Origin of the sequence: Sulfitobacter noctilucae (assembly GCF_000622365.1) — a bacterium.
Lineage (GTDB): Bacteria > Pseudomonadota > Alphaproteobacteria > Rhodobacterales > Rhodobacteraceae > Sulfitobacter > Sulfitobacter noctilucae.
In genome coordinates, this window is sequence record NZ_JASC01000002.1 from 185036 (window position 1) to 196203 (window position 11168).

The window sequence follows — 11168 nt, forward strand, 5'->3', positions numbered from 1 at the left end:
TCCTATCAGTTCGCTGCGTCAGCAGGGTCTTTGGCCGCCTGCTCCAGCAGAGTGGCAACCGCATTTTCGGAGGGCGGCTGGATACGCAGGGGCATGCCCACCTCGATCAGATCGTGTTGCTGGACCATGATCTGCCCTTCCGGGCTGCTCGTATAGTGCTGCAATGTGCCACTATCGCCGTGGGTTTCGGCATAGATCGATTCGATCCCGCGCATGAAGCTCGCCCGCTGTCCGGCATCAAACGCAGGCAGATACGCATTCAGATGTTGTGGGCGATAGTACTTGAAAAAGTAGGTTTCGCCGTCTTCGTCCTCGATTTTAATGAATTTCTTCATCTGCGTTTTGAGGCGCATCAACGGCAGGCGGCTGTGGATCACGATGCCCCAGTTGTTGCCATAGCCATCCTCGACGAACCAATCCCAGGCATCGCCGTAGCGGCGCAGTTCCACCAGCCAGGGACCGACTTCGCTCAGTTCTTCGAATGCGGCACCGTCAAACAGGCAACGCGCTTTTTCGGAAAACGCCTCGACGCAGATGGCGATGTCGGGATTGATCGACGCGTCCAGCAGCAGATAGGCCTTGAGAGGAGCGGTTTCTTCGTCTTTGGCTTTTGTCCGGGCGGCTTCATCCTGCGCCACCGGATTGAAAACCAACGCATCCAGCGCGAGTTCGACCGCCTCTTTCTCGGGCGGCGGCGAGATAAATTCTGGCAGATCCATCAGGCAGTTCCTCCGGGTATCGCTTGTGGCCAATCTAGCTCGAGAATCTGAGCGATGAGAACCTCTTTGTCCTCTGGCTCAAGCTCTTCACTAGGGTCATCCATCAGTCGGGCGATGCGCAGGGATTGCAGCGGATGCAAGCGCCCCTCGACAATGCGCCCGACCAGTTTGGTCAAGAGGTCGACATCGGCAAGGCCTTGTTCCTGCCAGTGCCGCGTGAACTGCGCAAGGGAGGCCGCGCTGTCATCCAGTCCAAAGAAATCCGCGGCACTTTCCTTGCCGTATTTGACCTGAATGAACCGGGTCGCATCGCCTTGTTGGATGTCCGCGCCCTCATCAAAAAAGCTGTTCCCGACCTTCATAGGATGGCCTCGCGAAAGCGGTCCGACCACAGATGTTTGACGCGAAAGGCATCGACGTCTGCAACATAGGCTTTGAGATGTTCCGAAGTTTCTTTTTGCTGAGCATAAAGAATCGCCATGCGTTCCAGCACCTCCACGTCGCCCCCTTGTTCACGGTAGGTTTGCGTTGCGTCGCGCAGAACATGCGCCCGTCGCATGAAATTTAGCCGGATCAGGGGGGGGCTGATCATCACATCCGGCACGATGTTGATGTGAAACTTGGCTTTTTGCCAGGTGTCAAAATAGCTGTCCTTGTTCTGCGCAAGTTTCTGACGGGCAGCAGCATACTTTGCGCTGTCCACAGCTTTGACGACGTCATTTGCAAAGGCGGTCATCACGTCCAGATCGGGACTGTCGACCAGTTGCGCAAGCGCATCATACCGCGCGGTCCAGCGACAGGCGGACGACCAGAACAGACGGTGCGGGAATTCATGGACACTGCCGGTCTGCCCGTTCTCAAGCCAGTCGTAAAAGGCCAGACGGTCCGGTTTGGAGAGTGTTGAAAAATCATCTTGTCGCAGCGCCCGGCCCACCAGATGGTACCACCTGACCCACCCCATAACGTCATCGGCGTCATAGACAGCCTCGCGCACATCAGCCGTGGCGCGCTGGCAAATCTGCCGCAGGTCTTCGGGCGAGCCAAGCGTCAGGCCGGTCTGCGGCATCAACTCCCATATACCTTCCAGCGACAGCATGACCGCAATTTCACCAAGCGCGTTGTCGCCATAGCGATCAATGTTCGGTGTCGAGATCACGGGACTGGCACGAAATTGCGCGGCAGGTACAAGCGAGAGCCAAGCGAGACAATGATATATGCCGTCAGCGCCGCCCCGGTTAGGCCTGTCGCCGCGGCAAACCATTCGCGACTGCCCCATTCTGGCTCCGTGCTCAGATTGGTTTGACCGGGGGTGTAATCCCCTTCCGGCATCGGACCGCCATTTTCGGCTTCCCAATCCTCGATCGTGGGGATGGGCCGGTTCATGTTTTCAAGCGCGGACTGGGGGATCGGCGCATGTGCGGGTGCCCCCGGTCCGCCGCACCCCTGATCATCATAGATATCTTCCGCTTCGCGCATCGCCCGTTGGCGCCCGTCGATCTGTTCGGCGTGTGTGGGGATGCCGGACTGCACCGCATTCGGCCCCAACATGCGGTCGAAGCGCTCGCTGAGCCCCGAGCGGCCAGAGTTCATCCGCTCCATAAAGGCCGAGATACATTCGCACACATTATCCCGACAGGCCTTCAGGTGCTTCTTAAGGGCGTTGCTATTCACATTGCCCCAGATTTCACGACCCACCATGCCGCTACTTCCCCTTACAATCCTGCGCAAAGGGCTTGTCGGACTTCAGCGCATCCACCTGATCCGGCGCGCCTGAGGTGAAGTCCACCTTGGGGGATTTCACCTTGAGGTGTTTGGTTTTGATCGTGATGCCGCTGCTGTCGATGATGATGGTCCCACCCGGTCCGCCGATGACAAATTTATCTTTGGCATGCAGGGTATGTTTGCGGGTGCGGCTAAAGATCGACTTCTTGGTTTCAAGGTCGTAATCCTCGCCCACTTTGGTCTGCATCATCTTGCCGACAGAGGTGGTCAGTACATTGCCCACCAGCACGTTCTTGGCCAGACCGACCTGTTCGGTCGATCCCGCACCGACGGTCTCTTTCTTGTACTTCTCGACAGTCAGGTTCATCGTGCCCGACGACGGCATGATCATCTGCAACAGACGCCCCATCATCGCGCCCTTGCCCAGCTGATCGGCGCCACCTGCGGTGCGATGCCCTCCCGATCCGCTGAACTGACCTTTAGCAACAATCGACGCCAATTCGTTTGGCAAATCCGACACGCCCGCCACGATCCCGGCAAAGCCGCCAACTCCGTCACCGGCACCTGATTTATTGGCACCCTTCTGCATGAACTTGCCACCCGCCTGCACCAGCGGCATCAGCATTTGCAGCAGGCCCATGCCGCCGCCACCGACGGAGATACTTTTGTTGGCACCCACCCGCTCCATCGCGTTGGCGGCCACGTTCAGCGAGGCATTGGCCCCGATCTGTTCCACCCGGTTGGCGTTAATATTGGAGCTTTGGTCATTCAGCACGCGGATCGTCTGATCCTTTTGCGCGTGGATAGCCATGTTCTCCTGCCCCGACTGCGCCTCAAAGCTGATCTCGTTGAACCCGGAGCCTTCGTGGGTGTCGGCGCGGATCACATGTTTGGTTTTATGTGTAGGCAGCGAATAGGGCCGGTCGGTTTTGCCATTGAACACACAGCCGGTGACCAGCGGCTTGTCCGGATCACCCTCCAGAAACTCGACCACAGCTTCCATGCCGATGCGCGGGATGGCCATGCCGCCATATTCATTCGACGCGGTATGCTGCACGACGCGGCAGCGCATGGAATAGGCTTTGTCCAGATCCCAGTGGAAATGCACAAGGATGCGACCATACTCGTCGCAATCAATCTCGCCCTCGCCTACAACAATCGCTGTTTGCGGGCCGTGAATCCGCGGAACAGGCGTCTTGCGTGCAGGATAGATCGGGGCATCGGCAGGCGTCAGGACATATTCGCCGCTGTAGGACGCCATCTCGCCCGGTGTGCCGCCGCTTTGATAGGCATTGGCGGAATAGCTATGCCGCGCCTCCATACAAATGAGCGTCCCATCGCGCCGCCCCGGAATGGGGTCGCCTGTCAGGTCCAGCGACATGCCCGCCGAAAAAGAGGACGCATTGCCCACGATGCGCTGGCGGTGATCGGCAGCTTCATGCTGGTTTAACCGCAATTGGGCGACGTTGCGCCCTGTCCCGGCCTCGAGGTAGTCGCCCGGATAGGCATAGCCTTCGATCTCGCCATGCGGATGCGATTCGCCGGACGTCTGGCTGACCTGCATCGCGGCTTTCGGCGTTTTGAAGTTGAAGTCCGTTAGCTTGACCGCTCCTGTCGTCAGACCCCGGCCAGAACGCCACCCCCAAAAATGCTCGTCGTCGGCATTATGATCTTCGACGGAGTTGTAGTAATCGCGAGATCCGCCCGCGATAGCGGTAAAGCTGAGCGGGTCATCCAGCAAAATCAGCGTGTGAGCGCCCTCGGAATGATCAAAGCAGTAATTGATGCCGAACCGCTCCATCTGGCGGCACACAAAATTGCGATCCGTTTCGCCAAATTGGACGGTGTATTCCAGCACCGGGTAGTCTTGCACCAGACGGTTTTCGAACAGAGGTTGGGAGGCCTGCGCCCAATCGGCGAAGACTTCCTCAAGTATCTCGACCACGGTTTTGTTGTGGAAAATACGCTGGTTCTGGCGTTGATCTGCCAGCCATAACCAGGGCCGTAGGGTCAATGCATAGACATGTCCACCGTCACCGACACCCAGCGTTTCAGCATGGGTCACGATCCCGTCGTAATGGCGCGGACCGTGTTTATCGTTTGAAAAGGCAACATGCGCATGGGTGCCCATCAGCGCGTTCAGATCAATATCAGGATTGAGAGAGACCGCTTCGACACGATATTCGAAAAGGGCGTTTACAGCGTCCTGACCATTAAAGCGCATCAGGACCAGTTCTGTTTCACCTAATACGGTTGTCAGGATTCCGGGGCGATTGTCCTGCGAAAGATCCAAACTCATTTTAGCCTACTGATGCAAAGAAGAATCATGCCAAATTACCTTTATCGTCCGGTGTCAGCAAACGCACCGATCCTGCCATTCGGGGAGGGATCGCTGTTCGCGCCTCATTCACAGGTTGAGTAAGCCATTTCCGCAGAAGAATGCCAAGTGGTTCGCATACATAAGTTTTCGGCATGGATTGACGCCACAGCATTTTGTGGGAAACTCTGCCTCATGTCGCCAAACGATCATATTACCAACGCGGAGCCGGACAAGACGCAGCCGCCGGTCTCGGCGCTGAGATATGACAGCCCGGCCGATCTTTATGCGAATTTGCCCCAAGTCGCCCAGTTGACCCTGCACCGGCCCCGCGAAGAAGAAACGCCATTGGGCTATCTGCATCGGTTGCGCGCCTCTACCACACCGGAAGAGGCGGTAACCTTTACCGCTTTTGCCGCCATGCCCAAGATGGGTGTGTGGTGGGGCTATGAATGTCTGCGTCTATCCGGTTACGAGCTGAGCGGCCCGGACCGGGAGTTGATCGAGCTGGTGGCAAACTGGACGCAATATTCCGACAATGAAAACCGCTACCGCACGATGAAGGCGGCATTGTTCGCGCCGGTGCGCACGCCGGCGGTTTATCTGGGATTGGCCGTTGGCTGGTCCGGTGGCCAGATCGCACCCAATGATCCGGCCGGCGTGCCGCCGCACCGGGCCCCGCGGGCGCTGAACACCGCTGTGCTGTCCTGCCTGGCGCGGTCCGATATACAGTCACGTTCGATCCGTCTGGCCCGTTTTATTGATCAGGCCACCGTGCTTTATCCGGCCTATTAGTTTGCGGGCTTAGGCGGAACTATGGGGGGTAAAGACCCTGTATTGTTATGGATTTGAGGGGTTTATGTCACTGGAACTGCCGGTCAATTTCGCGCAAGCTCTCGGCCAATGACACTGCGCCTGCGAATCGACAACTTTGACACGCTGGAAGATGGCGGTCCGACCTGGATATCTCTTGATCAAAGGGGGGCCAGTGTTGGGCGGCGTGCGTCGATGGACTGGGTTCTGCCCGACCCGGCTAAGCATGTGTCGAGCCATCACTTCGACATTCAATTCGCCAACGGGGCCTACTGGCTTCGCGATGTGTCGACCAACGGCACCTTTTTGCAGGGCAGCCGCTACCGGATCGAAGGGATGCAACAACTCCGCGGCGGCGAGCGTCTGGTCGTCGGACATTATGTGATCGCCGTCGAGATGGCGGGCCAGCAGGCTGCTGTGCCACTGGCCTCGCCTCAAGGTGCCACGCAGGATCCCTGGAGCACCATGTCGGATGATGCTGACCCCTGGGATTTGGGCCCGCAACCGCTGCAACCCGTGAACCCATTGCCGCCGCCCCGTATGAGCCCACATCATTTCGATGATATGGCGCAGGATTTCATGCCGCTGCAACAGCCGCCCCGCGCGGAGCCACCGCCCCAGGCGGTCGAGCCATCTGCCCGCCCCGGCGAGCCGAAAGCAGTGCCAATGCCGTCGCTTCACCCGCAAGAGCGGCCCCCGGCAGCGCAAGCGGCCCCGCGTCCGCAGCCCGCCCAGCCGCTGCAAACCACGCCGGTTGTCAGCGAAGATGCTTTCCGGCAGGAAATCATTGCGGCCTTTTGCCGGGGTGCTGGTGTCGCCCCCGAAACATTGCAGGAAGTGGATCTTGTGCAACTGGTCGAAGCGATGGGCAAGTCCACGCGGGTGACGGTGGACGAGATGATGCAGATGCTTCAGGATCGCGCCAGCGTGAAACAATTCACCCGCGGCGGTGAGCGCACCATGCGCAGTGCCACGGGCAATAATCCCATGAAATTCCTGCCCGATGCCGAACAGGCCTTTGTTGCGCTGTTTCTGGAGCCACGGCAGGGCTTCATGCAGGGGGCAGAAGGGTTCGAGAACGCCCTGCGCGACCTGCGGCAGCATCAAAAAGCGGTCTTTGCCGCGCTTCAGCCTGCGCTTGCGGATGTGCTGACCGGCTTGTCCCCGGACGAGATCGAAGACCGGGATGGCAAGACGGGCAATTTGCTGGCGGGGTCCAAGCGTGGACGCCATTGGGATGCGTTTGTGCAGCGCTGGGATGAAAAAGCAAGCGGTGGGGATCATGGCATGCTCGATGTATTTTTACGTGCCTTTGCAAAGGCCTATGCCGAAGCGGCGGTCAAACCGGATTGAGAACAGAACGCGGCACCCCGGCTTCGGGGACCGCACTGGAAGGACGCGATACCATGCTGGACGAACTGTTGATGCCGATCACCGAGGAAGCCCCCTGCGGCCCCGATCTTGATGCGGAAATGGACGCGGATTACGAGGCTTATTACTTCGGTGCTTTGGGTCGTCTGCCCGCCTATTTCTATCGCCCGGGTGTTGAGCGCCCCGATGGCACCTCTTCCCCTGACATGATTTTTGACGGCGGCGATGTGGATATCGCAGCGGAACGCCAGCAGATCGAACCGCTTTTGTCCCGCAGTCGTGATCTGCGCTTGCTGGTGCTTTTGGCGCAATGGGAAGCGTTGGCCGGCAGGCTTGGCCCGCTGGCCGATGTGCTTGAAACAATCGCGGCGCTGATCGAGACGTTCGGTGCAGATGCGCACCCCGGTCTTGGCGATGGTCCAGCTGCACGGCGCGATGTGTTGAATGATCTGAATACGCAAGTGACCATGATCCAGCCGCTTCAATTTCTGGGCCTGACCGGCACCGATGAGGTCAGTCTGCGCAAGATGAAGGTTGCCTCGGGCGCGGTGACGCCGCTGCAAAGCGAACAGGATCTGACACCTGCGGTGCTGAACGATGCGCTGTCCGATCCGGCAAACAAGAAGCGAATCGAGACGACACACGCGGCGCTGATGCGCATGGCGGATGCCTTGGGCCGCATTACCCGTGCCTGCCAAAGCGCCGAACCTACGCCTTTTACCCCGTCGCTCGATCTGCTGAGCGCCACCGTGGCGGAGATGCTGAGCGCGCTTAGCACGGCACGTCCCGACTTGCGTGCCGCAGAGGAGCAGGCCGTTGCGGACCAAGCGGTAGAAACCGCTGCTGATAGCCCTGCTGCGTCCGAGGGGGCAAACGCGCAAGCTCCGGTCGGCCCTGCCGTCCTGAGCCATGCCGAAGCGCGGCAGATGTTGGAGGCGGTGGAGCATTATTACCGTCGGGCGGAACCGTCTTCGGCGGCGCTGTTGCTGGTCACGCAAGCCCGGCTCCTGATCGGCAGTCCCCTGGTCGAAGCGCTGGAGACGTTGCTGCCCGACAGAGCGGGCAAGGCGATGGTCGATTTCGGGCCGCAGACAGGCTTTGTGCTTAACATCGAACGCCTGCGTCAACTGACCGGCAGCGCCCCCGAAAGCAGTGCACCGGAAGACAAAACGCCCGCGCCTTCATCCTCGCCTCCGGTGATCGGATCCGGCGCGGAAGCCGCCGGTGCAATCAAGTCGGTTGAGGCCTATTTCACAAGGGCCGAACGCTCTTCTCCGGTGCCTGTTCTATTGCAAAGAGCACGCAGCTATCTGGATCGGGATTTTCAATCTCTGGTTGATGAATTGGTCCCGCTGTCGGAAACAAATAGCTAGAGAGTTGGGTTCTATCGTCCGATCGCACCTTAAAAGGGCGTAAACGTGCGCAGTCGTTGACTTTGTCGGTTAACGCTGGTTCAATTTTTAAGAGAATAACCAAAGTTACTATTTGGAGAAAGACTACATGGCGTCCGACAAAGGTTCAGGGTTCATCAAACGCAACCGCCCGCCCCGCGTTCAAATTCAATACGAAGATCCCTATGACAGCGAAAAGATGGTCGAATTGCCATTCGTTATGGGTGTGATGTCGGATCTGTCAGGCAACAACCCCGGGGTCGAGCCCGACGCGCCGGACGAACGGACGTTCACGGATGTCACAAAAGATACACTTGATGACTATATGTCAGCGATGAAGCCCGGCATGACTTTCATGGTGGGCAACAAGCTTGAAGCAGACAGCGGGCAGAAAATGGGCGTGAGCCTGCAGTTTGAAAAGATGGACGATCTGGAACCGGCAGAGATTGCCCGTCAGGTTCCTGCGCTCAAGAAGATCCTTGAGGCGCGCGAGCAACTGGCAAACCTGCAGCGCTATATGAGCGCCAAGCCGAAGGCGCAAGAGCACCTGCAGAAACTGTTGAACGATCCCGAACTGATGGCCGCGCTCGCAGACCGCGCAGGCCCCGCCACCAGTGACGAGGACTAGGACAGTCGGGGCCAAGGCCGCGCCACCCCGCAGATTTTCCGGAGATAGAATAAAATGACAAACGAAGCACAGCAGGATCAAGTACAGGGCGCGGAGGGGCTGGACGAGCTTTCCGAGTTTTCCGACATGCTCAAGCAAACGATCAAGCCCCGCTCTGACGTGGCCGCCAAGGAGGTCGACAACGCGGTTGTCGCTCTGGTGCGCGAAGCGATGGGCGACCAGTCGCTGATTGCCGAAGACGTGATCGACACGCTGGATGCGATGCTGGCCAAGCTTGATGAAAAGCTTAGCGATCAGATGAATGAAATCATGCACAACGAGCAGTTTCAGGAATTTGAATCAAGCTGGCGTGGTTTGGCCTATACGCTGAACAACGCCGAGACAGACAGCACGCTGCGCGTCAAAGTGCTGAACATGTCGAAAAAGGAATTGCAGGCGATGATGCGCCGCTATCCCGGTGCGAAATGGGATAAATCCCCACTGCATGACATGGTCTATGAACAGAACCTCGGCACGCTGGGCGGCAAGCCCTTCGGATGTTTGATCGGTGACTACCAGTTCAGTCAATCCTCGCCCGACGTGAACCTGCTGAATTCCATCGGCAAGATCGCCGAAGCCTCTCTGGCACCCTTTATCTCAAGCGCATCGCCTGAACTGTTGGGTCTGGACAGCTGGAACGAAATTTCCGTGCCCCCGGATCTAAGCGAGATCTTTGAGACACCGGAATATGCCCAGTGGAACAGCCTGCGTGACAGCGAAAACTCGCGTTTCCTTGCGCTGACCCTGCCGCGCGTTCTGTCACGCGAGCCTTACGGTCCCAACAGCAACGCGGTCGTTGAAGAGTTCAACTTTGTCGAGGACACAGACGGCCACGGCGGCCGTATGTATTCCTGGATGAACGCGGCCCATGCGATGGCCGCGAACATCAACCGGGCCTTCAAGGACAGCGGCTGGACGGTGCGCATCCGCGGCGTCACTTCAGGTGGTGAGGTTGCCAATCTGCCCACGCATCTGTTTGACACAGGGGATGGTGCGAAGGATCTGAAATGCCCTACCGAAGTGTCGATTACCGACCGGCGTGAGGGCGAATTGTCCAAAGCGGGTCTGATCGGTTTGATCCATCGCCAGCACACCGACAAGGCGGCCTTTATCGGTGCGCAATCGCTGTACCGCCCCAAGAAGTACGTCGACGATCTGGCGACTGCCTCTGACAATATGTCATCGCGGATCCCCTACATCTTTGCCGTGTCGCGGTTCAGCCACTACCTCAAGGCGATGGTCCGCGACAAAATCGGACAAAGCCCCGACCGGATGCAGTTGCAGATGGATTTGCAGGCTTGGATCAACAAATACGTTTCCGGCAACCCCGAAAGCGCGTCGGAATTCGAGAAGGCGAAAAAGCCTTTGGCCGGTGCAAAAGTCGAAGTCGTCGAAGACGAATTAAATCCGGGCTACTATCAGGGAAAATTCTTTTTGAAGCCCCACTTTCAACTGGAGGGTATGGACATTGGTATGAGCCTCGTGTCCAAGTTGCCCACAGGTAAATAAACCAACTATGCCGAGATGTTATAAATCATCCCGGTGCTGCTGAAGCCAAAAGGAGAGAACTAATATGGCTATTGATTGCTTTTTGTACCTCGACAACAACATCGTCGGTGAATCCCAGGACGACAAGCACAAGGAATGGATTGATATTCTTTCTTGGAACTGGGGCATGAGCCAGTCCGGCACGACCCACCAGGGCGGCGGCGGCGGCGGCGGCAAGGTCGACGTACAGGACATCACAATCAGCAAATACGTCGACAAATCGACACACGACCTGATCGCACGCTGCTGTTCCGGCGAGCACATCAAAAGCGGTCAGCTGGTCGTGCGCAAGTCGGGCGGCACAGCGCCGGTTGATTACCTCAAGATCGACATGGAAGACATCATCATCAGCACCTACAACACAGGTGGCAGCAAAGACGGCCTGGACCGCGTTCAGGAAACACTGACGCTGAACATGCGCCGCTTCCAGGTGACATACACCTTCCAGGAGCAGTCCGGTGCCGCAGGCCCCGAAAGCATGGCTGGCTGGGAAATCGCCGAGAACAAAGCCTGGGGCAAGTAAGCTCCACCCTGCCGCATATGCGGCTTGTGACAAGGGGGGCTGGCCTTTGGGCCGGCTTCCGTATTTTTACTCTCTGGACTGCCGCTGCTGATTGGTC

General features: G+C 58.2%; 11 protein-coding genes. 6 read left to right on the forward strand and 5 right to left on the reverse strand.

Annotation, left to right across the window (positions count from 1 at the left end):
* Positions 1 to 5: 5 nt before the first annotated feature.
* Genes Z945_RS19940 through Z945_RS0102090 form a run of 5 tightly spaced genes read right to left on the reverse strand, consistent with a single transcriptional unit; the run spans position 6 to position 4740 of the window.
* Positions 6 to 719, reverse strand: a complete 714-nt coding sequence (locus Z945_RS19940; RefSeq protein WP_025050464.1) for a DUF4123 domain-containing protein — start codon at positions 717 to 719, stop codon at positions 6 to 8.
* Positions 719 to 1081, reverse strand: coding sequence for a hypothetical protein (locus tag Z945_RS0102075; RefSeq protein WP_025050465.1), 363 nt, complete (start codon positions 1079 to 1081; stop codon positions 719 to 721). Before Z945_RS0102075 ends, Z945_RS19940 begins: the two co-directional genes overlap by 1 nt.
* Positions 1078 to 1875: a hypothetical protein gene (locus tag Z945_RS0102080; RefSeq protein ID WP_025050466.1), complete on the reverse strand. Its 798-nt coding sequence runs from the start codon at positions 1873 to 1875 to the stop codon at positions 1078 to 1080. Before Z945_RS0102080 ends, Z945_RS0102075 begins: the two co-directional genes overlap by 4 nt.
* Positions 1872 to 2417 carry a hypothetical protein gene (locus Z945_RS20665; RefSeq protein ID WP_025050467.1) on the reverse strand — a complete coding sequence of 182 codons (546 nt, stop codon included), beginning with the start codon at positions 2415 to 2417 and terminating at the stop codon, positions 1872 to 1874. Before Z945_RS20665 ends, Z945_RS0102080 begins: the two co-directional genes overlap by 4 nt.
* Positions 2418 to 2421: 4 nt before the next feature.
* Complete coding sequence (locus Z945_RS0102090; RefSeq protein WP_025050468.1) at positions 2422 to 4740, reverse strand: type VI secretion system Vgr family protein; 2319 nt, start codon at positions 4738 to 4740, stop codon at positions 2422 to 2424.
* A 213-nt stretch (positions 4741 to 4953) separates the two neighbouring features.
* Here Z945_RS0102090 and Z945_RS0102095 point away from each other — a divergent pair, with 213 nt between their 5' ends.
* The 6 genes from Z945_RS0102095 to Z945_RS0102120 all read left to right on the forward strand — a co-directional run bounded on the left by Z945_RS0102095 (position 4954) and on the right by Z945_RS0102120 (position 11071).
* Positions 4954 to 5553 carry a DUF6931 family protein gene (locus Z945_RS0102095; protein ID WP_025050469.1) on the forward strand — a complete coding sequence of 200 codons (600 nt, stop codon included), beginning with the start codon at positions 4954 to 4956 and terminating at the stop codon, positions 5551 to 5553.
* Between the two features lie 108 nt (positions 5554 to 5661).
* Complete coding sequence (gene tagH, locus Z945_RS0102100; protein WP_025050470.1) at positions 5662 to 6924, forward strand: type VI secretion system-associated FHA domain protein TagH; 1263 nt, start codon at positions 5662 to 5664, stop codon at positions 6922 to 6924.
* Between the two features lie 53 nt (positions 6925 to 6977).
* Positions 6978 to 8315, forward strand: coding sequence for a type VI secretion system protein TssA (locus Z945_RS0102105; protein WP_025050471.1), 1338 nt, complete (start codon positions 6978 to 6980; stop codon positions 8313 to 8315).
* Positions 8316 to 8442: 127 nt separating this feature from the next.
* Positions 8443 to 8961 (forward strand): type VI secretion system contractile sheath small subunit, encoded by a 519-nt coding sequence (gene tssB / locus Z945_RS0102110; RefSeq protein ID WP_025050472.1) that lies wholly within the window; start codon positions 8443 to 8445, stop codon positions 8959 to 8961.
* Between the two features lie 54 nt (positions 8962 to 9015).
* On the forward strand, positions 9016 to 10509 hold the full coding sequence (gene tssC / locus Z945_RS0102115; protein ID WP_025050473.1) for a type VI secretion system contractile sheath large subunit: 1494 nt from the start codon (positions 9016 to 9018) through the stop codon (positions 10507 to 10509).
* 64 nt (positions 10510 to 10573) lie between these two features.
* Positions 10574 to 11071: an Hcp family type VI secretion system effector gene (locus Z945_RS0102120; protein WP_025050474.1), complete on the forward strand. Its 498-nt coding sequence runs from the start codon at positions 10574 to 10576 to the stop codon at positions 11069 to 11071.
* Positions 11072 to 11168: the final 97 nt, after the last annotated feature.

Bases quoted from the DNA above. Each gene is read 5' to 3' on its own strand.
- tssB (WP_025050472.1), top strand. From the start codon at position 8,443: ATGGCGTCCGACAAAGGTTCAGGGTTCATCAAACGCAACCGCCCGCCC.
- Z945_RS0102105 (WP_025050471.1), top strand. From the start codon at position 6,978: ATGCTGGACGAACTGTTGATGCCGATCACCGAGGAAGCCCCCTGCGGC.
- Z945_RS20665 (WP_025050467.1), bottom strand. From the start codon at position 2,417: ATGGTGGGTCGTGAAATCTGGGGCAATGTGAATAGCAACGCCCTTAAG.
- Z945_RS0102120 (WP_025050474.1), top strand. From the start codon at position 10,574: ATGGCTATTGATTGCTTTTTGTACCTCGACAACAACATCGTCGGTGAA.
- tagH (WP_025050470.1), top strand. From the start codon at position 5,662: ATGACACTGCGCCTGCGAATCGACAACTTTGACACGCTGGAAGATGGC.
- Z945_RS0102095 (WP_025050469.1), top strand. From the start codon at position 4,954: ATGTCGCCAAACGATCATATTACCAACGCGGAGCCGGACAAGACGCAG.
- tssC (WP_025050473.1), top strand. From the start codon at position 9,016: ATGACAAACGAAGCACAGCAGGATCAAGTACAGGGCGCGGAGGGGCTG.
- Z945_RS0102090 (WP_025050468.1), bottom strand. From the start codon at position 4,740: ATGAGTTTGGATCTTTCGCAGGACAATCGCCCCGGAATCCTGACAACC.
- Z945_RS0102075 (WP_025050465.1), bottom strand. From the start codon at position 1,081: ATGAAGGTCGGGAACAGCTTTTTTGATGAGGGCGCGGACATCCAACAA.
- Z945_RS19940 (WP_025050464.1), bottom strand. From the start codon at position 719: ATGGATCTGCCAGAATTTATCTCGCCGCCGCCCGAGAAAGAGGCGGTC.